21 protein-coding genes and 1 tRNA gene are annotated in these 25,387 nt (G+C 67.4%); 17 read left to right on the plus strand and 5 right to left on the minus strand.

Going from position 1 to position 25,387, the window contains the following annotated elements:
• Window positions 1-318 precede the first annotated feature (318 nt).
• Both EXE57_RS14140 and EXE57_RS14145 read left to right on the plus strand, forming a co-directional pair.
• A complete protein-coding gene (locus EXE57_RS14140) occupies window positions 319-3,915 on the plus strand; it encodes a UPF0182 family protein (protein WP_167305914.1) in 3,597 nt (1,198 codons plus the stop codon).
• Window positions 3,916-3,926: 11 nt separating this feature from the next.
• Window positions 3,927-5,138: a sodium/calcium exchanger protein gene (locus EXE57_RS14145; RefSeq protein ID WP_135078536.1), complete on the plus strand. Its 1,212-nt coding sequence runs from the start codon at window positions 3,927-3,929 to the stop codon at window positions 5,136-5,138.
• 40 nt (window positions 5,139-5,178) lie between these two features.
• On the opposite strand, the gene EXE57_RS14150 is transcribed toward EXE57_RS14145, so the two are convergent.
• Entirely contained in the window at window positions 5,179-6,261 is a 1,083-nt protein-coding gene (locus EXE57_RS14150; protein ID WP_167305915.1) for a hypothetical protein, read from the minus strand.
• Between the two features lie 178 nt (window positions 6,262-6,439).
• On the opposite strand from EXE57_RS14150, the gene EXE57_RS19815 reads away from it, so the two are divergent.
• Together EXE57_RS19815 and EXE57_RS14160 are read left to right on the plus strand one after the other, a co-directional pair.
• Complete coding sequence (locus EXE57_RS19815) at window positions 6,440-6,814, plus strand: response regulator (RefSeq protein ID WP_167305916.1); 375 nt, start codon at window positions 6,440-6,442, stop codon at window positions 6,812-6,814.
• A 78-nt stretch (window positions 6,815-6,892) separates the two neighbouring features.
• Window positions 6,893-8,440, plus strand: a complete 1,548-nt coding sequence (locus tag EXE57_RS14160) for a sensor histidine kinase (RefSeq protein ID WP_244247093.1) — start codon at window positions 6,893-6,895, stop codon at window positions 8,438-8,440.
• A gap of 25 nt (window positions 8,441-8,465) precedes the next feature.
• Here EXE57_RS14160 and EXE57_RS14165 read toward each other — a convergent pair whose 3' ends face one another.
• The gene (locus EXE57_RS14165) at window positions 8,466-9,668 is read right to left on the minus strand and encodes an ROK family protein (RefSeq protein WP_167305917.1); all 1,203 of its coding nucleotides are present in this window, start codon (window positions 9,666-9,668) and stop codon (window positions 8,466-8,468) included.
• Window positions 9,669-9,864: 196 nt separating this feature from the next.
• Between EXE57_RS14165 and EXE57_RS14170 the strand changes: the two genes are divergently transcribed.
• Window positions 9,865-10,971, plus strand: coding sequence for a ThuA domain-containing protein (locus EXE57_RS14170; protein ID WP_135078547.1), 1,107 nt, complete (start codon window positions 9,865-9,867; stop codon window positions 10,969-10,971).
• A gap of 121 nt (window positions 10,972-11,092) precedes the next feature.
• On the opposite strand, the gene EXE57_RS19820 is transcribed toward EXE57_RS14170, so the two are convergent.
• Window positions 11,093-11,157: transfer RNA gene (locus EXE57_RS19820), tRNA-Lys, on the minus strand.
• A 455-nt stretch (window positions 11,158-11,612) separates the two neighbouring features.
• Between EXE57_RS19820 and EXE57_RS14175 the strand changes: the two genes are divergently transcribed.
• The 9 genes from EXE57_RS14175 (at window position 11,613) to EXE57_RS14215 (ending at window position 20,521) form a co-directional block, all read left to right on the plus strand.
• Complete coding sequence (locus EXE57_RS14175; protein WP_135078550.1) at window positions 11,613-12,224, plus strand: hypothetical protein; 612 nt, start codon at window positions 11,613-11,615, stop codon at window positions 12,222-12,224.
• A gap of 202 nt (window positions 12,225-12,426) precedes the next feature.
• Complete coding sequence (locus tag EXE57_RS14180) at window positions 12,427-13,359, plus strand: hypothetical protein (RefSeq protein WP_135078553.1); 933 nt, start codon at window positions 12,427-12,429, stop codon at window positions 13,357-13,359.
• A 290-nt stretch (window positions 13,360-13,649) separates the two neighbouring features.
• The gene (locus EXE57_RS14185; protein ID WP_135078555.1) at window positions 13,650-14,306 is read left to right on the plus strand and encodes a hypothetical protein; all 657 of its coding nucleotides are present in this window, start codon (window positions 13,650-13,652) and stop codon (window positions 14,304-14,306) included.
• A gap of 360 nt (window positions 14,307-14,666) precedes the next feature.
• A complete protein-coding gene (locus EXE57_RS14190; RefSeq protein ID WP_135078557.1) occupies window positions 14,667-15,440 on the plus strand; it encodes a nucleotidyltransferase domain-containing protein in 774 nt (257 codons plus the stop codon).
• Window positions 15,441-15,460: 20 nt separating this feature from the next.
• The gene (locus EXE57_RS14195) at window positions 15,461-16,102 is read left to right on the plus strand and encodes a metallophosphoesterase (protein ID WP_244247094.1); all 642 of its coding nucleotides are present in this window, start codon (window positions 15,461-15,463) and stop codon (window positions 16,100-16,102) included.
• A gap of 7 nt (window positions 16,103-16,109) precedes the next feature.
• On the plus strand, window positions 16,110-17,225 hold the full coding sequence (locus tag EXE57_RS14200; protein ID WP_135078561.1) for a PD-(D/E)XK nuclease domain-containing protein: 1,116 nt from the start codon (window positions 16,110-16,112) through the stop codon (window positions 17,223-17,225).
• Between the two features lie 1,476 nt (window positions 17,226-18,701).
• Entirely contained in the window at window positions 18,702-18,947 is a 246-nt protein-coding gene (locus EXE57_RS14205; protein ID WP_208542859.1) for a helix-turn-helix domain-containing protein, read from the plus strand.
• Window positions 18,940-20,094 (plus strand): tyrosine-type recombinase/integrase, encoded by a 1,155-nt coding sequence (locus tag EXE57_RS14210; protein ID WP_244246844.1) that lies wholly within the window; start codon window positions 18,940-18,942, stop codon window positions 20,092-20,094. The genes EXE57_RS14205 and EXE57_RS14210 overlap by 8 nt, the downstream gene beginning before the upstream one ends.
• A 61-nt stretch (window positions 20,095-20,155) precedes the next feature.
• Window positions 20,156-20,521, plus strand: coding sequence for a hypothetical protein (locus EXE57_RS14215; RefSeq protein ID WP_135078565.1), 366 nt, complete (start codon window positions 20,156-20,158; stop codon window positions 20,519-20,521).
• A 9-nt stretch (window positions 20,522-20,530) separates the two neighbouring features.
• Here the strand turns inward: EXE57_RS14215 and EXE57_RS14220 are convergent, their stop codons facing one another.
• Complete coding sequence (locus tag EXE57_RS14220; protein ID WP_135078567.1) at window positions 20,531-20,767, minus strand: helix-turn-helix domain-containing protein; 237 nt, start codon at window positions 20,765-20,767, stop codon at window positions 20,531-20,533.
• Window positions 20,768-21,026: 259 nt separating this feature from the next.
• Between EXE57_RS14220 and EXE57_RS14225 the strand changes: the two genes are divergently transcribed.
• A complete protein-coding gene (locus EXE57_RS14225) occupies window positions 21,027-21,260 on the plus strand; it encodes a hypothetical protein (protein WP_135078569.1) in 234 nt (77 codons plus the stop codon).
• A gap of 544 nt (window positions 21,261-21,804) precedes the next feature.
• Here EXE57_RS14225 and EXE57_RS14230 read toward each other — a convergent pair.
• On the minus strand, window positions 21,805-22,440 hold the full coding sequence (locus tag EXE57_RS14230; RefSeq protein ID WP_135078571.1) for a response regulator transcription factor: 636 nt from the start codon (window positions 22,438-22,440) through the stop codon (window positions 21,805-21,807).
• 271 nt (window positions 22,441-22,711) lie between these two features.
• On the opposite strand from EXE57_RS14230, the gene EXE57_RS14235 reads away from it, so the two are divergent.
• Together EXE57_RS14235 and EXE57_RS14240 are read left to right on the plus strand one after the other, a co-directional pair.
• On the plus strand, window positions 22,712-24,109 hold the full coding sequence (locus EXE57_RS14235) for an FAD-dependent oxidoreductase (protein WP_167305919.1): 1,398 nt from the start codon (window positions 22,712-22,714) through the stop codon (window positions 24,107-24,109).
• Window positions 24,110-24,523: 414 nt separating this feature from the next.
• Complete coding sequence (locus EXE57_RS14240; RefSeq protein ID WP_135078575.1) at window positions 24,524-25,363, plus strand: histone H1-like repetitive region-containing protein; 840 nt, start codon at window positions 24,524-24,526, stop codon at window positions 25,361-25,363.
• Window positions 25,364-25,387 lie beyond the last annotated feature (24 nt).

Below are 25,387 nucleotides of genomic sequence, written 5' to 3' on the forward strand. Positions count from 1 at the left end.
GGAAGAGCAGTATGCACACCGGGGTTGCAAGGGGCATCCCCCGAACGAGGTGTAGGGTGCCGCGGCGCCCAGCAGAGGTGGGCGAGCACGCCTCAGTGAGCGACCGGTCCGGCCGGAGCTGCGAAAGATGCTTCCGCGAGACGCGTTGTGCCTGCGAAAGCACAGGCGTAGTTTCACGACATGCCCGGGGGGGAGCATGTCACCGTGGCGGAGGCCGCCGACGCGCTGGGAACGAGCCCCCAGACCGTACGTACCCTCCTCCGAAAGGGCGAGCTCGATGGTCGCCGGCGGGAGTGGGGATCGCGGTACGTCTGGGAGGTGAGCCGGCAGGGACTCGACGACTTCCTCTCGGAGTACGGCAGGCTCGACGGTCGACGTCGACCCGCCCGCTCCCCGTCGGTGCCGGCCGAGGCGTCCTTCGATGCTCTGCTTCGCCCTGCAGCACCCGATCCGAGACCCTTCATCCTCCGCCCACGAGGCCGCGCCACGGTCGTCGTCGTCCTGCTCGGCCTCCCGATGGTGGCGGCGTACGTGGCCGCTCGCATCCTGCCCGGGGCGTTGTGGTTCGCTGAGCTCGACCGCACCAGCGTCTACGGACGCACGGTCGGCGCCAAGCTCGAGCTGTCGCTCGCGGTGGCCGGGTTGACCGCCCTCGTGGTGGGAGTGAACCTCGCCGTCTCGGTGGGCTGGACCGCCCTTCGGCGACCTCGCGCGCGTGTGCTCTCAGTGCTCGTGGCGTCGCTCGTCATCGGGAGCCTGTTCGCCTCGTCCGCGCCACAGCACTGGCAGACGTACCTGCTCTGGCGTCACCAGCAGTCCTTCGGCGAGGTGGACCCCATCCACGACAGGGATGTCGGGTTCTTCGTCTTCCGCCTGCCCTTCGAGCTCCTCGCGTCCTCCATGTCGATGGCGCTGGTCCTGGTGTCCGCCGTCCTCGTGACGATCGTGAGGTCCGTGCGTGGTGATCTCCGCATCCGCCCGTTCCGTGCCACCTTCGGGACGCAGTGCCACCTGGCGGTGCTTGCCGCCGGCTTCCTGGGCCTCGCTGCATGGAGGCTCCGGCTCGAGCAGTACCGACTCGAGCTCGGTCAGCCTTCCCCGGAAGACCCGGGCTCGTTCGCGGGGGCCGGCTACGTCGACGTCCACGTGCACTCACCGGGGCTGTCCTGGATGGTTGTGTTCGCGTTGCTGCTCGCCGTCGCCTGCCTCGCCGCTCCGTTCGTCGGCCGAGGTGGTTCCCGACGCGCGACTGCGATGCTCGTGGTTCCGGGCCTGCTGCTGGGAGCCACGGCGTTGCTGTCTGGGGCTGTCGTCCCTGCGGTCGTCCGGCAGTTCGTCGTGGACCCCAACCCGCTCCTGAGCGAGGGACCGTTCGTCGCACGGTCGATCACGGGCACGCGGTCGGGTCTGGGGCTGCACACGATCGAGGTCGAGCCCTACCGACCGACCGGCAGCTTCGCCGCAGCCGACTTTCCCGAGATCCTCGAGCGCTTCGCCACCGTTCCCCTCTGGGACTCCTGGGTCCTGGAGGCGCGCATGCAGCAGCTGGTCAACGACACGCCCTACTACCGTCCGGGGCCGGCGACCCTGGATGTACCTCGTATCGACGGACGGCGCCGGCTGACCGTGGTCAGCGCCCGCCAGCTCGACCTTGAACGGGTCGCGGGGCAGGCCCAGACCTGGGGCAACAACCGCCTGGCCTTCACGCACGGGCTGGGGCTCGTGCGGTTCTCCGGCTCACACCTCGACGCGAACCGGCAGCCGCGGCTGCTGGACGCCGGGCTCGGGCTGCGCCAGCCTCGCATCTACTTCGGAGACTTCGCGGCACCCCCTGCGAACGTCCCCGCCCATGACTCCGCAATCGTCGCCTCGATCAAGGACCCCACTCTGGCGGAGTCGCCGTGGGTCCTCGTGGACACCCGCCGCCCGGAGGTGGACGCCCCGGTCGCGCACGGAGCTGCCCGGGCGACCTACCACTACGACGGCCCTGCTGGCATCGGGCTCCCCGGGTGGGCCCGCCGAGCGGTGTTCGCACTGGCCCTGGGGAGCGCTGACCTGTTGCTTTCCGACGACATCACACCCGAGTCGCGGCTGCTGCTGCACCGCGACGTGCACGACCGTCTCGACGCGCTGGCTCCGTTCATCCAGTGGGACTCCGAGGCGGTGCCGCTGACCTCGAAGGGCCGCATCGTCTTCGTCGTCGAGGGTTACACCACCAGCCAGCACTTTCCCTACGCCGAGCAGGTGGACCTCGCCGGGTCGCCGGTGAGCTACGCCCGGGCCTCCGTGCGCGCGACCGTCGATGCGTTCTCGGGAGAGGTCGACCTCTACCTGACCGACGGGGAGGAGCCCGTGGCCCGGGCATGGTCCGAGGTGTTCCCTGACCTGTTCCGGCCGGTGGACGAGATGCCCGCCGCACTGCGCCACCGGGTTCGATACCCGGCCGACCTCTTCGCGGCCCAGGCGACGGCGTACGAGCGCTACCACGCAGTGCGGCCCGACCAGTTCGTGAGCGGTGCCGATCACTGGGCGCGACCGATCGCACTGTCGGGCCCCATCGAGGTGGCCGGGGACGTCGACTTCGACGAGGACGACGAGGACGATCTGCGACTGACGCTCCAGCCGGGCTACTACTACGGCCGTCCTCCCGGGGAGGAGGCCCGTCGGTTGGTGCTCCGGACGTACTACACCCCACGCAGCGGTCAGAACCTGGTGTCCTCGCTCAACGGCTGGGTGGACGACGAGGGCGACGTCAGGCTCGCCGCGCTCGACCTGCCCCGCGACCCGGTCGTCCTCGGACCCGCCCAGATGAGTCGGCTGACCTTCGCGACCCCCCGGGTCCGCAACCTCCTGGGACTGCGCAACCTGGAGATCCGCGACCTCGCGCTCTCCTCGCTGGACACGGTCCTGCTCGGGAGGCCCCGCGTGCTCTTCCTGCCGGGCGGACCGGTGCAGATCCAGAGTCTGTACGAGGGCTCGAAAGGACCAGGTGCCGCGCGCCTCATCGGCGTGACCGCGTTCCTCGACGGGCGGGTCGGGCTGGGGCCGGACATCGAGAGCGCGCTGCGACAAGCGCTGAACGAGCCGCCGAGCGTCGAGGTGCGGCGTCCTCGCGAACCCGCCGTGGTCGGGGAGCCGGTCGCGATCGCCTACGTGGTCGACAACGCGAAGCGCCACGAGGTGACCATCACGTCCGGCGCCGGTCGGCAGGTCGTGCGTAGCGATCTCACCAGTGGTCGGGAGGTCGTCGAGTGGGTTCCCACCGCCGCAGGCGACGTCACTGTCAGGGTCGAGGTCACCGGTCTCGATGGGACCAGCGTCTCGGGCCGGACGAGCCTCACGGTCCTGGACCTTCCTCCGAGGATCCGGCTCATCGAGCCTCCGGACCGGCTGGAGGTCGGAAGGCGGGTGCGCGTCTGGTTCGAGGTCGTCAACGGCCGCAGCGTCTCGGCCAGGCTGTCGACTCGCTCGGGGATCGTCCTCGACCGGGAGTACCTGCTCCGGGACGGGAGGGCAGTGATCAGCTGGACGCCGCAGTCGGCCGGCAGGGCGACCTTGCTCATCCGGGCCCGCGGCGGCCAGCGCCAGGTGGCGGAGACGAGGCTGCGGCTCACCGTCCAACGCCGGCCGCCCGAGGAACCACCGCCCTCCGTCGAGCTGCTCAGGGTGCCGGAGCGGTTGCGGGTCGGCTCCGCAGCCGAGTTCACAGTCCGGGGGGAAGACTGCCGAAGGGTCATCACCCGGATCGAGTCAGCCGACGGTGAGACCTGGACGTGGGAGTCCGCGTGTCCGGTCGACCGCGCGACCATCCGTTGGAGCCCCCCGGCCAGCGGGCGCTATCTGCTGACCACCACGGCTGTCGGAGACGCCTCGAGCGCCCAGGCGACCACGACGTTGAGGGTGACGGGACAGTGACGGTGCCACCAGTGCCCGAGGGTTCTGCCGGCAGCACCGGCTGGCGAAGGCACCTCGTGATCGCAGGCTCCTGCGCACTCCTCGGTGTCGCGGTCCACCTGGCCAGCCCGTTCCTCCCGGTACCCCTGGCGTTGATCGGCCTGGGTGTTGGTCTGGTCGGCGCCGGCTTCATGCTGGCGTGGGCAGCGGACGCGGGGGAGGCGGTGTTCTCCGGCGGTGCGGTGCTCGCGGTGATAGCACTCGTGGCGATCCTCCCCGAGTTCGTGATCGAGGTGCGTTACGCCTACATCCAGGAGGTCGGCCTGGTCACCGCCAACCTGACCGGGGCGACCCGGCTGCTGCTCACGGGTGCGGCGGCGTTGCCCCTGCTGGTGCTCCTCGTCTCCCGCCGCCGCGCCCGGCAGGAAGCGCCCCTCGAGCTGGCGCCCCATCGCCGCCTGGACCTCGGCATCTTGATCATCACGGCGGTGTTCGCCGTCCAGATCGTGGTGCGTGGAAGCCTGACGGTCGTCGACTCGGCGGTGCTGCTCGCGCTCTACGTGCTCTTCGCCATGCGGGTGCAGGGGGCCGCCGACGAGGAGCCCGCCGTGGTCGGGGTACCGGCCGGTCTGCGATCCCTGTCGCGGGAGAACGCTCGCGGCGCCGTCGTGGGGTTGATCCTGATCGCAGGCTGTGTCGTGCTCGTGGTCGCCAACCCGTTCGCCGACGCACTCCTGGTCACGGGGACGTCGATGGGTCTCGACCCCTACCTGCTGATCCAGTCGGTCGTCCCGGGTGCCACGGAGTCACCCGAGTTCGTCATCGTCGCTGTGCTGGTCGCCAACCACCGACCGGCACAGGGACTGGCGCTCCTCCTCGCCTCGTCCGTGAGTCAGTGGACCGTCGGCCTGGGCCTGCTTCCGATCGCCTTCGCGGCCGGGGGAGGGGGGACCTCGATGCCGCTGTCCGGGCGCGAGCAGCTGGAGCTCGGGTTCACGATCGCGGTGACCCTGTTCGTCGTGGCCGCGCTCGCCACCCTGCGTCCGGAGCGGGCCGACGCGTCGTTGATCCTCGGAGTCTTCCTGGTCCAGCTGATCTACCCGGCTCCCTTCGTACGCTTCGCCTGCGGTTTCGTGCTCCTCGTCTTCGCGATCGACCTTCTGTGTGCACGTCGGCGCACCCTCCGCCCCATGCTCCGGTCGGCGGTCGGCCGACGTCACCCGACGCCCGCGTCCCCACGGTGACCTGGGGTCACCTGTAGGGGCCGCGGGCAGAGGGGTCGGGTCACTCACCTCCCCCGAACGCCTCGACCATCTTCGCGTTGGTCGCCCTGGCCCGGGAGAGGGCGTTCGTCACGCCGATCCTCGCTCCGGGGGAGAGGGTGAAGGAGTCGAGCGCAGCTGCGAGGGAGTCCACCTCGCGTTGGTACTGGCCGAGCGTGTCGGCCAGGCCGTCTGCGTAGTCGGCACCGTCACCCTCCTCGGGCAGTGCGATCACCTCGTCGAGCATCTCGTCACGACGGACCTGGGCCACCCTCACGGTCCGGCGTAGCGCTCGTACGACCGTGGGCCGCCGCAGGTCGTCGAGAAGCGCGACCGCACCCGTGCTCACCCGGTAGTCGAGCTTGGTGGCGGCAAGGACGGCCGGCGGACCGGGTGGATCGTCGCTCTCGGGGTCAGTGGGGGGCGCCCCGATCAGCGCCTGCGCCGCGGTGTTGGCGCTCCCGGTGTGGCGGGCGGCGCTGGCCAGGGAGCGGACGGCCCTGCGGTACTGCCGAGCCCGCACCTGGGCGGACGCCTTGGCGAGCGCTGCGTCCGCAGCCCGGATGTGGCTCCCCGCAGAGGCCGTCGCGGCTGAGCCCGGAGCGCCGCCCAGGGCGCCGACGGTCAGTCCCACGCTCACGACGACGGCGGCCACGGCTCCGAGGGCGCGAGCCCCCCGCTTGCGCGGCCGTCGGCGGGGGATGAAGTGGTCTCGAAGGTCGTGCATGACGGTTCCTCTCATCGAAGGTGTTGTCGCGGATGTCCGGTGACACCGCATGTCAGGCCCCGGGAACCCGGGCAGCGGGGTGGTCGCCCACCCCGAGGGAGGCATCGCGGTGGAGATGCGGCAGAAGGCCGCGACGCCACTCCTGAGAACCTTGAACGCCACGTCCGCGGGGACGAGGGCGAGCCACATGCAGTCGCTCAGCCCGAGCCCTGCCACGACGTCCAGCACCCGCAGGAGCCCGTTGGCGACGGCCTCGGCGCCCACGACGCGGGCAAGGTGGCGTGCGAGCTCGGCAGCCACCACGACGAGGCCGTCGAGCCACGCGCGGGGCTGAGCCATGAAGGCCAGGAACGCCTGCACCTGCAACATCTGCCTCACCCCGGATCTCGTTTCGCCCGACTCTGTGGAGCGTGGTCGATGCGTGACCCTGGTGGCATCGGAGGCAGCGGCCGACAACCCTGGAGGCCAGCGGGGTCGCGTCTACCTGCTACCCGGAGGTCCCGCGATGGTGGCTACCTGCAATGTGCCGGCGCCTCGGGACCGGCAGGCTGGACCCATGAGCTTCAGCGTGGTGATCGTCGACGACAACCGGTCGTTCCTGCAGGTCGCACGCACCCTCCTCGAGCGCGACGGAGTCGACGTCGTCGGGGTCGCCTCCACGTCGTCCAGCGCGCTGGAGCAGGTCAGGCGACTCCGTCCGGACACGGTCCTGGTCGACGTGCACCTGGGCGCCGAGAGCGGTCTCGATCTGGTACGCACGCTTCATGCCGACGAGCACTGCCGAGGTTCGAGTGCCATCTTGATGTCCACCCACAGTGAGGTGGATCTGGCGATGGTGGTGGCCGATGCCCCGGTGGCCGGGTTCGTGACGAAGAGTGAGCTGTCGGCGGCGACGATCGACGAGGTGCGCCGCCGCAGGACGTTGCCCTGAGGTTCCACCGTGGGACGAGACAAGGGCAGGACACGCTCGCCGAGTCCGGGCCGCGCCGCTACTGTCCGTGAGGTGACGATGGCCGCGACCGGGCGCATCGGGGCGGAGGCCGCCCTCGTCTTCGCCGCGGGTGCTGCATCCTTCGCGCTGAGCTCGCTCCTGCTGGGCGCGCTGCTTCCCCACAGTCCAGTGGTCGTGGTGGGCGTCGTCATCCTCGACGTGGCGGCGGTCCTCGCGGCCGCGCGATTCTGGGGGATCAACTTCGCGGTCACGGTGGGCATCGCGAGCGTCGTCGCCCTCGACTGGTACTTCATCCCACCTGTGCATCCCCTCGAGCTGCCGGACGCCAAGAACGCGTTCGCACTCTCGGCGTACCTCGTGGCCGGGGTGCTGCTCGGGGAGCTCGCCATCACGGCGCGCCGCAGGGCGGTCATCGCCGAACGGGCCCGCAGCCTCCTGGCGGAGGAACAGGCAGCGTTGCGACGCGTGGCCACGCTCGTGGCGCGCGAGACCTCGCCGTCCGAGGTCTTCGCCGCCGTCACCGAGGAGGTCGGTCGACTGCTGTCGATCGACCTCACCGCCCTGCTCCACTACGAGACGGACGGCACCGGAACCGTGGTCGCTGCGTGGAGCGCCAAGGGACGGCCCCTCCGGGTCGGTGCCCGCTTGGTCCTGACGGGGGACGACGTGGCAGTCGAGGTCCGTCAGGCCGGCCGTCCCGCTCGTATGGACACCGTCGCGGAGGCCTCCGGGCCCTTGTCGGAACGCCTGCGAGAGCTGGGCGTTCAGTCCAGCGCCGGGAGTCCCGTCGTCGTCGACGGGCAGCTCTGGGGTGTGATGGTGGCGGCATCCGTGTCCGAGGCGCGGATGCCGGCCGGTACCGAGTCCCGGCTCAGCCAGTTCACCGAGCTCGCGGCGACGGCGGTGGCCAATGCGCAGACCCGCGCGGAGCTCAACCTCTCCAGGGCGCGCATCGTGACCTCGGCGGACCAGGCGCGACGACAGATCGAGCGGAACCTGCACGACGGGGTCCAGCAGCGGCTCGTCTCACTGGGTCTCGGTGTCCGGGTGGTCGAGGACATCGCCGGCCCAGACTCCGACGTCCTGCCCGCACTCGGCGGCATCCGGGAGGGGATCATGGAGACGCTGGAGGAGCTGCGGGAGATCTCCCACGGGATTCACCCGGCCATCCTCTCCGAGGGCGGCCTGCGTCCGGCCCTCGGCAACGTCGCGCGCCGCTCGCCCGTACCCGTCGAGCTCGACGTCCGTGGTCCGGATCGGCCGCCGGAGGCCGTGGAGGTCGGGATCTACTACGTGGTCTCCGAGACCCTCGCCAACGTGGCGAAGCATGCACGGGCGTCGCGGGCCTGGGTGGAGGTGGACTTCGACCCTGCCGTGGTGAGGGTGACCGTGCGCGACGACGGCAGGGGCGGCGCGGACATGAGCAACGGGTCGGGGCTCGTCGGTCTGTCGGACCGCGTCCATGCCCTTGGCGGTACCGTCGCGATCGACAGTCCGATCGGTCATGGCACCTCGATCCGTGTCCTGCTTCCGCTGCCCGACGACACCCGGTCGTCGCTCGGCGCCCAGACGGACGTCGCGGGGGTCGAGGACCAGCGGACGTGATCGTCATGCGCCAGCTGGAGCTGCCTCACCTCGAGCACGGGTCGGCCAGCACCGTGGCCAGGACCATCTCGGCGGCCCCGTGGAGCTGTGCCGAGGTCCCGAGGTCGCTCGGGACCACCGAGACCAGCTCGGACACCTCGGCGAGCGACCTGGCGCGGACGGCGCTGAGCATCGGCTCCTCCACGCACGGGAACAGCGGCTGGAAGATGCCGCCCAGGACGACGACCTCCGGGTTGAGCAGGTTGACCAGGTTGCCCACCCCGACCCCCAGCCAGTGGCCGATCTCGGCCACCGCTGCCGCAGCGGACTCGTCGCCGGCCGTCACCTTCTCCACCACGGCGTCGACGGCGGCGACGCCTCTCGCGCCGCGCACACCAGCCGCCCGGAGCAGCGCCGCCTCTCCCGCCTCGGTCTCCCAGCAGCCGAAGGCCCCGCACGTGCACTGGCGACCCTTCGGGTTGACCAGCATGTGTCCTGCCTCCCCGGCGTAACCGGCCGCGCCCAGCATGGGTCGGCCCTCGATGACCAGGCCCGCTCCGATGCCGACCTCCCCGGAGACGAACACCAGGTGCTCGTACCCGCGCCCGGCCCCGCGGCGATGCTCACCCAAGGCACCCAGGTCCGCCTCGTTGCCCACGTGGACCCGCTCGGTCGGGACCCCGAGTGCGTCGGCGAGCATGCTGCCCAGCCCGACGCCCTTCCACCCGAGGTTGGGCGCGAGGTGGACGAAGCCGTCCACCCTGCGTGTCAGCCCGGGGACAGCAACGCCCACTCCCGTCACCCGGGGGTCGGCCGGGGCGACGCCGAGCGATGCGGCCAGCTCGGCCACCAGACGCACGGTCTCCTGCGGTGACGAACCTCGGGGGAGCTCGACCCGCACCTGGTCGTGGACGTGGCCCCCCAGGCCGATCGCCGCCGCCGCCGCCGAGTCGACGCCGAGCTCGACGGCCAGGGCCACGGCAGCGGAAGGGCGTACGTGCACCACGGGCGAGGGGCGTCCGGGGCCCGAGCTGGGGGAGAGCCCGTCCTCGACGACCAGACCACGTTCCGCGAGCTCCTGGACGAGGTCGGCGACCGTCGAACGGTTCAGTCCCGTCACCGATCCCAGCTGGGAACGTGACGCCGCACCGTCGAGGTGGAGGCACTCCAGGAGCGCCCCCAGGTTGTGGCGTCGGACCACGGACGCGCGGGTGCCCGCGCGCGGTGACCGCGGTGCTCGTACGTCCATGGCCCCCATCCTGCCGTCATCGGCGCGAGGTCGCCGAGGTGCTGCGGAGGTGGTCATCGCTCCGCCGGGCCAGACCGCCGTTGACACGGTGTGACCTGGGTCATACCGTGCACCGTACCCGATTTGTTGGGAACTCCAACAAATTCGGTCGCTCGGGCGGTGCGCTCACCGTCCCCCACCCCCAGGAGGAACTCTGATGAGGCATCCAACACGTCGACACACTGCCCTCGGCGCCCTGGTGGGCGCTGTCGCGCTCGCAGGATCCGTGGTCGCGCCCAGCCAGGCCGCCCCGGAGCCCGACGGCGGCGCAGCCGCCCCCTACAAGGTGCTCGTAGTCGGCAAGACCCTCGGCTTCCGGCACTCGCACATCGACGACACCACCAACGCGGTGATCGCGCTGGGGCAGGAGCACGGCTTCACGGTCGACGTGTGGGACTCCCGCCAGCCCGCACTCACCCTGCCCAGCACGCCGTTCACGAGCGCCGACAGCCTCGGCCAGTACGCCACGATCATCTTCGCCTCGAACGTCGACGGCACGAACGACCAGAACCCTGCGCGTCCCCGGACCCTGGACGACGCCGAGCTGGCCGCCTTCCAGGGCTACATCCGCAACGGCGGCGGCTTCGTCGGCATGCACGCGGCCACGGACGCCATGCACGCCGTCCCGTGGTACGGCCAGCTCACCGGCGGTGGCGCGCGGTTCCGCAACCACCCCGCCCAGCAGACGGCCACGATGCGGGTCGAGAGCCCGACCCACCCCTCCACCGAGATGCTGCCGAAGGAGTGGATCCGCTTCGACGAGTGGTACAACTTCACGGCCAACCCGCGCGACGACGTCCACGTCCTGCTGACCCTCGACGAGTCCACCTACAACGGCGGCTCCATGGGGGCGGACCACCCGATCGCCTGGTGCCACAACTTCGAGGGCGGACGCTCCTGGTACGAAGGTGCCGGGCACGTCGACGCGGCGTACTCCGACCCCACCTTCCTCGCCCATCTGCTCGGCGGCATCGAGTGGACCGCCGGCGTGACCGAGGGTGGCGGTGACTGCGTGACCTTCAAGGAGGTCAACGGCATCAACGAGGCCGCCGGCGCGGGGGCTGGGGTCCGCGGGGAGAAGCTGAGCGGCGACGTCGCGGCCTACCTCGCCGAGGCGGAGTCCGAGCACGAAGCGGGTCTCCACGCCGAGGCCGCCCACACGCTGAAGCAGGCCAAGGGCAAGGCGCACGGCCTGCAGGACAGCACCCTGGTCGCCAAGATCGCTGACCTCGTCGAGTGGCAGGAAGGCCTCGTGGGCTTCTGACCGATCACCGGTCGACCTTGGTCGCGGTGGTGAGTGAATCGTCGGCCCGGCCGTGACCGGACACCCCTCCGGGGGACGTCCGGATCGTGGTCGGGCCGACGTCGGCGATGCTCGATCTCGGTAGGCCCTGTGGGACTCGAACCCACAACCAACGGATTAAAAGTCCATGCCACGCCATCCGGCCCCATAGTGCGGCGTTCTGTTGGAGCGCGAATCGTTGCTCCGGTGGCGAGTTCGGCCCTGGGCGGTTGTGGCGCGTCCTGACTGGTGGAGTAGCACAGTGTTAGCAGCGGTGGCGGTCCGTCTGACCTGGTTGGACAGTCAGCTTTGAGTGGGCGGATGCCTTCGCGGAGGTTTGACACACCTTCGTGGGGAGCCACCATCGTCGCGAGCTAGTTGTCTGTCGACACCTTCTCGCGTCGGAATCTCGTCGCGCTGCGGCCCAGGCCACACGCGGCGGTCTGAGGCAGCTTTCGCGTACTCGTGGCGGGACTCGTATCGCAGGACCCAGTTGCCTGTCTCGTCGGCGGGCGTCACCGTCGGCTGGTTCGGGCGATTTTCTCGCGGCCGCCGCAAGCGGCCTCCGCTCGCCTAGCGCTGTCCAGCCGGTTGACCAGGAGTGCTGGCCCGAGGACTCTGGGATGAACTCGACAACGCAGTACGCCCCGTCGAAAGCGACTCCTCTCATGGCCCAGCCCGCTTCGTGGATTCCCATAGCCATCAGCGCCGGTGCGCTGGCCGTCTCGGTCGCTGTGGCAGTTCGGACCGAGATGCGCAATCGAAGAGTGGAGAGGAAGGCAGAGGAACTCGAACAAAAGCAACAGCTCACCGACGTGCGACAGACACTTGAACGCCTGATCAACAGATGGCGAAGCAGCCACCTGAACGAGCCCTATGTCGTGACGGACGAGAATTGGCGTGCGCTATTGGACAGTGTGAAGTCGTGGCGAGATGACCTGCAGGAAGCTGAGACGAACGCGATCGCCTATACCGAGACGGATAAGGAGACGAAGACTCGAGCGTTCTGGTTGCTGGCCGGGGCGGTTGAGGCGGCCAAAACGTTCGAGTGGGCCGTCCAGCCCATCGTTGAACAGTGGGAGTCGCACTCGAAGGATGCCGACCCGTACGAGGAGAAGCTGAAGGTTGAAGCCGCAATCCGTCAATTGCAGGCGGTGTTCCGCGACTCATTCGAGGCGCTAGACGAAATCCGCGGCGAAAACCTGATCAGACCCGCGAAGCTGGAGCAGATGTAGGCGCTCTTTCCTGCGGCGCCGCGACCTCGTCGCTGCCATCGTTCGGGCCACGTACTTCGCGCAGCCTCATCTATTCGGCCCACCGTGGAGGGTGCCGCGCTGCCTCTTGGGGCGCCTTAAGGCGGCGATATGACGCGCACCTGTTGCAGGAAGATACCCGGGTCCGAGGCGTGCCGACTCCTACTCCTGATAGACCTGCCCCATGACGATGGCGAAACTCATGTTCGGCAAACTGAGCGAGGCGTGGAAAGGGGAAGCGACCGACTTCACGCCGTTGCTGGCCGACCAACTGGACAATCTCGGTGACGCTCTCGGGATCGATCTGGCAGCTGTCGGCAAGTCCGAAGTGCTCACGACAGGCGGCCGACGCATCGACATCGTGGCCCAGGGTGAGGATGGTTCCGAGTTCGTCATCGAGAACCAGTACGGGAGGGCTGATCACGATCATCTGACGCGTGGGTTGGCATATGCGGTGGCCCGTCACGCTCGCGGCCTCGTTGTGGTGGCAGAAGAACACAGAGACGAGTTCAAGGCTGTCGCTCAGTACCTCAACGACATGGCTGAACTCGACCAGGACCGTGGTATCTCCGTGTGGCTCGTCGAAGCCAAGGCGGTCCGGATTGGCGAAAGCCCATGGGCGCCGCTGTTCACGGCAGTGGTCGAGCCCAACGCATTCACCGCCAATGTCGAGCAAGCGAAGATGGCCGAGAAGCCCGGATCGCTGGAAGAGTTCTACGGCCAGTTCGCCGTGCCCGATGCGCGTGCCGCCGCGGAGGCGGTGATGACCGCCTGGCTTGGCGCCGGATATCGGCGGCGGATCGAGTCGAATCACGTCGTGCTCGAGGCCGCTGGCCCGGCGACGAGCGGCATCCGGACCGTCATCGCGATCTTCAACGACGGCCGCATCTTCGTCCCTTTCAGTTCGTACGCCGGAGTGAACAGTGGCATCGAGATCCCTGCTCTGGTCACTCCCGCCTTCCGCGAGGACGCCGACTCGCTCTTTGCCTTCAACGGCACGGAGAAGCAAGCTCGCACTCAGCCGGGGTGGCTCTCGAGTGACCGAGTGGAGCCTCTCCTAGCATTCTGCTTTGGCGTCGCGAACGCCTACAAGGAAGCGCTCTCCTCCTCGGTGTGAACCTCGGTCGGTAATGCGCCGACAAGGCGGCGGTTTGACGCACTTCAACGCGCCAAGGCGGCTGAGGGACAGCGCGAGTGCAAGGCACCTAAGAACACTCGGGCCGTTGGCGCTCGCGCTGCCTGACCCAGCGCCTATGACCCAGTACAACTACGCGGACTTCCGGGAAGCCGTCGGCTGCGTGCGCGGACGCTCGCGTTCACGCACTCAGTGGGAGCGCGGTCGGCTGACTGACACAATGTCATGGGCGGGCGGAAAAGCACGGCTATCGACGAAGGGGCGCGGCAAACTTGGGCACCACGATCGACTGGGGCACCATCCCCGACTGGGTGGCGGCCGTGGGTACCGTGCTGGCCGTGACCTTCAGTGCTGCGATTGCCTTCAAGGAGATGCGCACCCGCAAAGTGGCTGAAGACAAGTTGCACGCGCAAAGTCTCCGGTCCATGCGCTCCGACGGCGAGGCCTTCGTTGCATGGCTTGAGGTAGTTCCGAGCGGGTCGGACACTGAACCGCCGAAGGTGCTGATGCATATGACGAACACCGGTGAGCGGCCCGTGTACGACATCACAGCCCAACCGATCAGCTTGATGACTCGACACACGGGCCAGAAAATCATCGCCTTGGTGGTTGGTCCGGCTGCGGATCTGGTCGAGGACATCACGAACGACCTGAAGGTCCTCGCCAACTGGAACGACATTGATCCCGAATCGCTGAAGAGCCCACAAGGTCTGTTCGGCGTTCGCTCGACGTACAGGGATAGCGCAGGTCGATGCTGGGAGCGGAGTGTCGCCGGACTGGTTTTCGAGGTGCCTGCTGAGAACACGCAGGCAGGGTTCTGGCGCGAGAAGGATAAGGCGGATTTCTCACACGTTCCATGGAGTCGCCCTTCGGGTTGGAAGCCAACGGTCCCCGACCCAGATGGATCGGCAACGTCGAGGCCGGGGTGACGTTCGTGTCTGTCTGTCTGGTCGCTCGTGCGTCGCCATCGATCTGTGCCCAGACTTAGAGGCCGACGACGTAGACGGCAAGAACTGGACGGCGTGACGGTCGAGGTTCCTGCGGGGACGGTCGAAATGCTAGGTGGTTCGTGGGTCGGCGTGCCTGGCGAGAATCTGGGCATCACGTAGCGGGACGCCGGCATTTGCGTGAGCGTGGTGAAGTAGCTGGCGCAAGCGTCCGAAGGCGCCCATCTCGACTCCGCTCGTCGGGCTTCGCCCGGCACTGGTTTTCTGAGGACAACTCAGCCTGTGGAGGCTCTGCACATGCAGCAGCGGCGAAGTGTCGGCACTCTCGTCTAGCCTTCTGGTATGGAGGTGGCCAAGCACAGCGACAGAGTCGTCCTGGCCGACCGCTGGGAGCCCGAAGACATCCTCGAGCACCTGCAAGGCCAGGTCGTCGCGGCGATGTTGTATGGAAGCCGAGCGCGGGGCGAAGCGCGTTCAGACAGCGACGTCGATGTGCTTCAAGTCGTCGACCATGGACCGCGGTCCTATTCGGTAGGAAATCTGAACGTGAGTGCCTACACCGTGGACCATCTGCGGCTTCTCGCTGACCGGGGGAGTCTGTTTGTGCGGCACCTCAGGGACGAGGGCATCACGCTTCAAGACCCCGTCGGCGTCCTGCAGCAGTGTCTGTCGGCGTATCGAACACCAGAGTCCTACACCGCCATGCGCCGTGAGCTCGCGACGGTGGTGGCGGCCCTGCAGCTCGCGGGGATCGAGGCATACCTTCCATCTGCATGCAAGACAGCTTCATTCGCTGTCCGCTCGCTGCTGTACGCCGCGTGCGCTGAGAACGGACCCTCTGAGTTCGACGTGCTCAGGGCTTCTGAACGACTCGGTCGACCCCAAATAGGCATTGACCTGCGGGATCCTGAGCCGGGCTTAGACAACTTACTCGCTCATGCCGCATGGCTCCTTGAGCAGGCGGCCGTGGTAGTTCCGAGCGACCTGGGGGACTCTTTCGAAGAAGCCGTCATTTGGACCGGTATCGCGCATCCAATCTCAGGAGCGCTACTCGAGTCAGTCCTGGCCGACGCAGCATCCATCGACTACACGTCTCTGTCACTCCCAATGTCTTGAGGCCGACAGACACGCTCGCCGTGGTTGGCGACATTCACGGGGAATCTCGCCGACTTCGTCGCGCCCTGGATCGGTTGGCGAACACCACACTCTCGATTGTGTTCGTTGGTGACTACGTAAACAGGGGACCCGACAGCCGCGGCGTGCTTGATCAACTGTTCTTGGCCAAGCGACGTCTCGGCGAACGCGTCACCCTGCTACGGGGAAACCACGATCAGGCGCTGATCGACTTTCTGGATGGGGGCGACCCACAAGTGTTGGTCGCCCACGGTGGCGTCCCCACTGCTCGTTCGTACCTGGACCGTCGGCGAGGTGGCTTTGACGAGTTCCGCGATTCCGTTCCGCAGGAGCACTTAGCCCTCCTCAACTCCACTGAGGACTCGTTCGAGACAGATTCTGTTCTGGTGAGCCACGCCGGCTTCAATCCGTCTGACCCTTCATCACGTTCGGCCGCTGACATGCGCGGGGCGGGGTTCCGGGCCATGTTTGACCACGTCGGCACCTGGCCCAGTCCCTTGACAGTGTGTGGTCACTTCATCCAGCGAGACCAACGGCCCTTCCTGTCGGACAGGCTGATCTGCCTCGACACAGGCTGCGGCAGCGTCGACGACGGTCCCCTGACTGCCCTGTATCTACCCAGTCGAGACATCGAGACCTTCTAGGACGCCCATGGACATCGAGACGACCGCTCTGGAACCTCTCCGCCGCGCCATAGGCAGCGGAGAAAGTGTGATCGCAGTGCACTACGCATGCGAGTCGTTTCTCACGGCAAAGGATCATCCGCCAGCCATCGCGAGCTGTGCCATCTACGATTTGAATAGCGGCGAGATCATCGGGTTCGGCCGAGCCGACTGCCCGCCAGAAACGGATCCGGTCGACTGCGAACTCGCGATTCTCCGGCGAGTGTTTGGCGAACTATCGACACGTCAGGAGTCACACGTCCTGCACTGGAACATGGATCGACCCGAATTCGGATTCGACGCCCTGCTCAAGCGCTGGCGATATCTGACCACTGACGATCCAGCCTTCGTCGCACCGCGGCTCAGGTACGACGTAGATGGCCTCTTCGACGCGAAGTTCGGTGAGAACTACGCGCCGCACGGGAAGTTGGAGAGCATGGCCCGCCTGAACGGCATGGATATCCGATCGTTCCGGAGCGGCAAGGAAGAGGCCGAGGCTTTCGAGGCCAAGGACTGGGCACTGCTGGCGAGGTCCTCAGCGAGCAAGGCCAGCATCATCGGGGAGCTCACGCGGCGGCTCCTCGACGGGTCGGCGAAGACGGCGGTCAGCGCCGGTCAGGTCGACTTCGCGGGATCGCGCCTCGACGCAGTTCGAACGGTCCTAGCCATCAGCGAGCGCTTTCTGCTGGTACAGCGCAGCTTGAGCAAGCACCCTCACGGCGGTGACCCGGTGAAGTTTGAGACCGAGTACGACGACCAGTTCTTGCTCCGCGCACTGTTAGTGCAGTTCTTCGACGATGTCCGCGACGAGGAGTACACCCCTTCCTACGCCGGCTCGAACAGCCGAGTGGATTTCGTGCTGCCGGACTTCGGACTCGCGATCGAGCTGAAACACACCCGAGAAGGCCTCAGAGACGGGGACCTTGGAGCAGAGTTGCTGATCGACCGCGAGCGATACCAACAGCACATTGATGTCACGCACCTACTCGTGATCGTGTTTGATCACGACGGGATTCTTCGGAACCCTAGAGGTCTTGAATCCGACCTCCAACGTGAGCACAGCCAACCCGGGCTCACCGTGACCGTACGCATACTCGATCGCTGACCTTCCGTGACTCACTCGGCGCACGACTCAACCCGAGTGACTTGCCTTGGCCGTACGGACGGAGTCGGAGTCGGAGTCGGACACCGCTGTGGGTCACAACGTCATTCTGGGCGGATAGGGCTTCGCAGCTGGCGCGTCGCGCCCACGTGGACCCCCAGCCGTGAGCGAACGGGCGGCGTCGTCGACCACCAGCACCAGCCGGGTGTGCCCTCGTTCACTTGTTCGAGCCAGAGCGTAACCACCTCTGCTTGCGCGGCATTAGAAGGGAGGTAAGGCCGGAAAGCCCGGCCCACCTACCTGAGCCGGTACCGGGTGACCCGCGACGCTCGCGGAGACTGCCATGCCCCTCACCCATGACACCAGCCCAGCCGCTCAGGCCCCCGTGGCCGAGTCGGCACGTGTTGAAGCTGGCGACGGCGTCACTCTGCACGGGGAGATGCCGAACGCTGTTCTTGATATGTACCGCCAATTACACACACGAGGCCATCTTCGGCCCGGTTGGCCTCCGTGCCCGGCGAAGCGAGGTCTCCTGTTGGTCGAGAGCGGGACTCGTCGGGTCGCGACGGCCCGATGCGACCGACTGAAGTGCCACTCGTGCGTGGTGCCCAATGCCATCCACACCGCAGAGGCAATTGCCTGGGCCAAGCCGACGCAGTGGGTGACCCTGACACGCGTGGGTGACTGCTGGCAGGCGGCGCGGACTCGGCTCACTCGATGGCACCAACAACTCAAACGGTGGGGTGCCAGTGGCGAGTTCGCCTACCACGTGGAGCTGAACCCAGCGGGGGATGGTCAGCATGCGCACGTCTGGTGGCGTGGAGACCCCCTTGACTCGATGACCGTTACGCGCGCCAATCAAGGTGCGTACGCAGCCGCTGGCGACGTATTCATCAGCGACTCTTACCGGGTCCCCACGCTGGAGTACGGGATGAAGGCGGTCCTGTGGGACCGTCCCGCCGTCCCCGAGACGATGTGGTCCTCCGCCGCCAGCTTCCTGGAGGCAAATGGCGGCCGGCTGGTTCACAAGAGCGGAGGCTACTTCCGCGATGAGCGGGGCTCGCCTCTGCCCATTCGGGAGGCGCGACGACGAGCCCGAGCAGGGGTGCCAGGGCACTGGGACCTCGTGCGAACAATTCCGCATCGGTAAGCGACCGGCCGGACGTGGAGCGCGTCCATTGTTGGGGGTTGTTGGGGGTCTGCAACGCGCGCGCGGGTGCGTGGCACCGGAGGGAGGGGCTGGTCAGAGCCCAAACGGTCCGTGTCGGCAAAGTCTGGACGTGCGATAGATCTCGACGGTAGAAATCCACCCAGGCGCCGAGATCTGGCCATCGCAGGGCGGCCGGCTGAGGGCCGATCGAATTGTTTGGCGCAGGACCGTAACCAACTGGCCGCATCCGGCATTCATATAGGTGACAGACACGGGGAGTCCCCTACTGACACTGATGAGGGGATAGAGCCATGTTGGACCTTTCGGTCATGACCGTCGACCAGTTGGACACGCTGCCGGCGACGTTGACGGTCCCAGAGGCCGGGACGTTGTTGGGATTGGGGCGAGATGCCTCTTATGCCGCGGCCAACCGGGGTGAGCTGCCGGTGCTCCGCATCGGCAGACGGTTGCTGGTTCCTACGGGGCGTCTCAGGGCGCTGCTGGTGGGGCCGCCGCATGTTGCGACGGGGACGGCCGCCGGCAACTGGCCCGAGGGGACGGTCGCGCATGAGTGACCAGATGCGGGACGGCATCATCAAGCGAGGACGAACCTGGTCCTACGTCGTACGTGAGCCGGACCCTGCCACAGGGCGCACCAGGCCGCGTTGGGTGGGCGGGTTTCCGACTCGCAAGGCTGCTCAGGCGGCACGAGACGCCGCGCGGCATGCGTTGAATCGAGGTACCTACGTCGCGCCCCAGGAGTTGACCGTGGCCGCGTATCTCGACCAGTGGCTGGAGGCGCACGCCAACCAGGTCAAGCCATCGACGCTGCGGTCCTACCAGGAGAAGGTCGACCTGTACCTGAAGCCGAGCCTGGGTTCGCTGAGGCTGCAGGCGCTCTCACCCAGTCGGCTGTCACCCGTGTGGCGCGAGCTGTATGCCAGTGGTGGCCGCGGCGGTACGGGCCTGTCGGTGCGCACCGTGGAGTTCGCGCGGGCCGTATTGCGCAGGGCGCTCAACGATGCGGTCGTCGATCGCCTCCTTGAGGTCAACCCGGTGCTCGGCTCCAAGTTGCCCAAGCGCGACGGGAAGCCCCAACACAAGACGTGGACCGGTGAGCAGGTCAGTTCCTTCCTTGGCGCTGTCGCGGAGACTCGTTGGGCGCCGCTGTGGGAGCTGGCGGCCGGCACTGGTATGCGCCGCGGGGAACTCATGGGGCTGCGCTGGACGGACATCGACCTCGACGAAGCGATCGTCGCGGTCGATCGGTCCACCACTCAGATTGGCAAGGACCGTGTCACCACTTCACCCAAGAACCATGAGCGGCGCCGCGTCGCCATCGACCCGCACCTCGTGCTCGTCCTTCGTAGCTGGCGCAAGCAGCAGGCTGAGGAGCGGCTTGCCTGGGGTGAGGCGTACGAACACACCGAGGGCTGGGTCTTCACGTGGGAGAGCGGTCGACCCCTCCTGCCCGACTACGTCACCAAGAACTGGATCAAGGCCCAACAAGCCTCGGGTTTGCCGCGCCTGACTCTTCACGAGCTGCGACACACGCACGCCACCATCCTGCTCAGAGCTGGCACCCCGGTCCACATCGTCTCGAAGCGACTGGGCCACAAGGACCCTTCCGTCACCTTGAACGTGTACGCCGACGTGATCCCCGAGGACGACCAGTCGGCGGTGCAGATCTTTTCCCAAGCTGTATGGGGAGGCGCCTCGTGACCCACCGGCCCACATCTGAAGCCCTATCGATGACTCAACCCATCTTCAAAGGAACGGCGGCATGAACGAGAACAGTCCCCAGGCTCCGGTCGTTGACTATTGGAACCTCAGGGAGCAGCAGAGACAGGCCCTCCACGAGGCACACCTCATCGGTGAGGACGAATACCAGGTGCTGATGATGATCAACGCCGGCCGCCAGATCGTCTCGGCGCAGAGGGAGCAGACACCAGGTGGACTGTTTCCCACGATGATGCAGCCCGACATCTTGCGGGTGGAGGAGTGCCTCTTCTACGACGCGATCGCACAGCTCCTGGCGGCAGCGATGAAGGAGGGTTATGGCGTCATGACCATCATGGCGGCGGCCCTGGATCAACTCGACACGTTCGTCGGCGGGGCCCGAACCCACGCGGCCACGAACCGCGGCTGACCGGGCTTCCTAGCACGATGGGCGGGATGCCTGGGGCGGGTGCAGCAACTCGAGCGCGTCCAGCTCCAACCAGTCGGCTATGCGCTCGACCGCCTTGAGCGTCAGGTTGCGCTCGCCTCGCTCCAGCCCGCCTAGGTACGTCCGGTGAACACCGACGGCCTCGGCCATCTGTTCCTGCGACAGTCCACGTTCATGGCGGATGCGGCGGACGTTGGCGCCGACCCGCCGTTGCAGTTCACCCTCCACCCGGTGAACGGTGGGTTCACGGGGCCGAGTGGTCTACAGACTTATGAGTATCATTGGTGGGTGATGGAACGTGGATGGAAACGGACAAGCTCAGCGCGACTGCGGTTGAGGGGGTACTCAGCGTCTTGGGAAGCCGAGCTGATCCTGTTCGATCAAGAACTGGCCCGGCTCCTTCGCCCCCGCCCCTTCAGCGTCGAGGCGCGAGAGCGCACACGCGCTCGGGCCCTTCGCGCATTCGAAGAGACCCGACGATCTGAGAATGATCGGTTCGGACCTCATGAATGATTGGGAACGGGAGATCCGGCTCGCTACAGGTTCGTGGCTGGAAGGCGACGAGGTGCTCACCCTCGATCGTGTCGCGGACGGTCACTACCAGTACCTGCGACTGAGGAAGCTGGAACACAATGGTTCGACCAGTGCGCAGACGAATGTTGTCGAGCTGCTGCTGGACGAGGAGCAGGTCGGCTGGCTTGTCCAGGTGCTCGCCCGTTGACCCAGGCCGAGGCCTCCGGTCAACAACTTTTTCGACCTACCTGTGGCGCAACGCCACCTTGACCTCACGCTCAGCCTGTCTTCCCGCCCACGACGAGGATCCGCAACTGCGCGCTCCGCCCTCAGCTCCATTGCTCGGCTTGAGGAGCAGCGACGAGTGCCCTTCATCAGCGACGAGCCACAGGCTGACTGAAGTACTGGACTTCATGTTTTAGGTCGTGCTGTTTGGGCACGTATCTCGACAACTCGTTCACTGCAGTGACTCCCAACGGGTTGAGTGGCGCCTCGTCGCCGGCGCCATCGGCGGCGACGAGGCCCACGACCATGACCGAAGAACCCTCCGCGCTCGCACTGCAACCCAAGCCATCGTGTGAGGCGGGACCCCAGATCGGCGTCCATACCTGGCCCCGCTACTCTCGCCTGCTGCGCCCTCGCTGCCGTCCCCCATGGCAGCGGGGGCGCGCCCCGGGCACCACGACCGGGCCGGCGTCCTGCGGGCAGACTGCGCGGGTGGCTTCCAGGCCCGGGCGTGAACCGTCAGAGGATCACCCCACAGCCTCCGTGGCGATCGCCTCGGGTCGCACAGTGGGATGAAGGCCGTGGTGCTCAGCCCACAGGACCGCTTGCGTTCTACGCGACACACCGATCTTGCGGTAAGCGGTCCGGATGTAGGTCTTCACCGAGTTGACGCTCACGAACAGCTCAGCGGCGATCTCGGCATTGGTCGCACCTGTTCCGATCAGCGCGAGCACGTCGACCTCTCGTGGTGTCAGGCCCGACCTCGCGACCCCAGGGTGGCACCGTCCGTCCTGCGGCAGTTCAACCGGCTCCTCGGCGTGAATGCGGCTGAGCGCCTCGACCAGTTCGTCGGCCGTGGAGTCCAACGACAACCAGCCGCGGGCACCGCAGGCCATGGCGAGGTGCACGCCGGGCGAGCCCGGCCAGCCGAGCGCGATGACGGCGGCCTGCGACCGACGAATCAGGTTGTGCAGAGTGTCATCGTGGATGGGTTCCCAGGTAGGTGTCTCTGCCTCCGCGGCCAGGCCGTAGAGGATGACGTCGACCACGCCGCTGGTTCCATCGACGACGAGCACCCGGTCGGGATACTGCTCCAAGAGGGCCGCGATCCCGGCCACAACGAGGCCCGACTCGTGCTCGATCGCGACTCGGAGCGCATTCACGATCTGAATCTAGTGCAGTCCAGGCCCAGGAACAGTCTGTGGCACCGGAGCCCGCCCACCCAAGAGCGATGCTCTGCCGCGTTCCGTGTGAGGTCGTCGCCAACTAGAGCAGTGGGGCCTTTGGGATCCGTAGCCCTCCGCGGGCCGACGGGGAGACTTCGCCAGAGAGGGCATAGTCCGGGCCCCACGTCTTGAGATCACGGTAGCCCCACCGAGATGATCGGCGCGTGCCCCCGAGTGTGACGGCCCAACGATGGGTACGACGCCCTGCATGACCCAGAGCCTGTGGCACGACCGACCCGAGCCTAAGCGCTACACCGACGTCCACACCGCCGAAGGTGCGTTCGATGACGTGGTGGTCGGTGCCGGACTGACCGGCCTGACGACGGGGCTGCTCCTTGCCCGGGCAGGGCGACGCGTGCTGGTGCTGGAAGCGCGCCATCGTGGCGCAGTGACAACGGGTCACACCACGGCCAAGGTGTCCTTGCTCCAAGGCACGAAGCTCTCGCGCATGCGCCGCCATCATTCGGAGCGGCTGGTGAGCGACTACGTCGATGCCAACCGAGAGGGACAGGCTTGGGTGTCGAGGTTCGCTGAGGATCACGGCGTAGCCGTGGAACGGCGCCCGGCGGCCACCTATGCGGCCACGGGGGCCGAGCTGAAGGCAGCGCTCGCCGAGCACGAGGCAGCGATTGCTGCCGGGCTCCCGGTGCGGTGGCACGAACGCCTGGACCTTCCCTTCCCACATGCAGGGGCAACGGTGCTGGAGGACCAGTTTGCCGTTCATCCCATGCAACTGGTCGATGCGCTGGCGGAGGATCTGCGCGCTCACGGTGGTCTGCTCCACGAGGGCAGCCGGGTGACGGACGTCTCGTGGGACGGCCGACGCGTGACGATGGACGACGCTCGTGAACTGTCCACGTCCAACGTCATCCTGGCGACAGGAACACCGATCCTCGATCGCGGCCTCGTGTTCTCGAAGGTCGAGGCGCACCGCTCCTACGTCCTGGTGATGTCAGGGGCGGTTCCTCCGCGAGAGATGCTGCTGTCCGCAGGATCCCCGGGAGTGTCTCTCAGGGGAGTGGTGCAAGGGGGCGAGGACTTGTTGATGATCGGCGGCCTCGGTCACGTCGTCGGCCGCAGCGAGTCTGAGCGAGCTCGCGTCGGCGAGCTCCGCAGCTGGGCTCGCGAGTTCTACCCCGAGGCCCTGCTCACGCACTCGTGGTCGGCTCAGGACTACAGCACCCCGGACGGGGTTCCTTACGTAGGGCTGCTGCCGCGTGGGCGGAGCCGGATCTACGTCGCCACCGGGTTCGACAAGTGGGGGATGACCAACGCGGTTGCCGCGGCCTTGGCCATCTCGGCTGAGATCCTCGGCGATGTCCCACCCGGGTGGCAGCAGGCCCTTCGACCCCGGCTGACGGGCCCGCGGCAGATGGTGGGCCTGGCACAGCTCAACGCCCGCGTCGGGGTCGCCGTCTGCAGGAACCTGGGTGGCCTGGGGCGTCGACCGCTGTGCTCGCACCTCGGGGGAGTGCTGCGCTTCAACGACTCCGAGGGAACGTGGGACTGTCCCCTGCACGGGTCGCGCTTCGCTGCGGACGGCTCGGTGATCGAGGGCCCTGCCACCCGCGCGATCGGTCGCGGGCGTGATGCGGATGGGAACTGACCGCGACCACGGGCGGACGGCCCTCGCTCGAGAGCGAGAGCCCACTCTCGAGTCAGCCGAAGCGGACTCGGAAGCCGGGAGAAGAACCTAGGACCATGCTCCCGTTGCCCGTGAGTGATGAAGCGATCATCCCAGCACTCACCTCAGCGTAGGTGGTACCGGACGGTACGAGAAGGGGCGACGGGGCGCGTGGCCGCCACAGATCCTGACGCTCCGCCGTCGCCACGAGCGCGCGGAGCCTATCGCCCGACACCGGGGGGAGACCCATCCTCACGGGTGGGTGACAGCGCGGGGCGAGGTCTGGTCGTATGAAAGATCCGGTGCGGGCCGCCGAACGCTGGTGCGCATGCGGACCGTTTCGGGAGGGAACGGACCAAGCAGGCGTCGCCCACGACGCTGAGGAGGGACAAGTACATGTCTGCAACATCGAAGATCGCCATTGGGGTGGCCAGTGGCTACTTGCTCGGGCGTACCAAGAAGCTCAAGCTCGCGATCACGGTCGGCAGCATGCTTGCCGGTCGCAAGATCGCCACCAATCCCCAGGCGCTCCTGGCGCAGGGCTCAGAGCTCATCGAGAAGAGCCCCGAGCTCAAGCGGCTCCAGGACCAGATCACCGGAAAGCTCGTCGAATCTGCAAAGGCGGCTGCGCTTACCACCGCTACGTCGCGGTTGGAGCACCTGACCCAGTCGCTGAGCGCGCCGGCGGACGACGAGGAGGAGCCCGCCGAGGACGAGTACGAGGACGAGCCTGCCGAGGACGAGTACGAGGACGAGCCTGCCGAGGACGAGGCCGAAGAGGAGCCTGCCGAGGACGAGGCCGAAGAGGAGCCCGAGGACGAGACCGAAGAGGAGCCCGAGGACGAGGGCGAAGAGGAGCCCCAGGACGAGGGTGAAGAGGAGCCCCAGGACGAGGGCGAGGAGGAGGCTGAGGCCGAGGAGGAGCCAGAGCCTCCGCGACGCCGACGTCGCACCGCCGCCAAGAAGGCTCCTGCCAAGAAGGCGCCTGCCAAGAAGACGGCTGCGAAGAAGGCCACCTCCTCTACTGGCGCGGCCAAGAAGACGGCCGCCAAGAAGGCACCTGCCAAGAAGGCGCCTGCCAAGAAGACGGCGGCCAAGAAGTCCTCTGCGGCCAAGAAGACGGCCGCCAAGAAGGCCCCTGCCAAGAAGGCGCCTGCCAAGAAGTCCACATCGTCGCGCAGCGGCGCCAAGAAGAGCAGCTCGTCGCGTTCGCGCAGCAGCAGCTCGAAGGGGTGATGCGCCATGTCAAGCACTGACTCG

It is taken from the genome of Nocardioides euryhalodurans, assembly GCF_004564375.1.
GTDB lineage: Bacteria > Actinomycetota > Actinomycetes > Propionibacteriales > Nocardioidaceae > Nocardioides > Nocardioides euryhalodurans.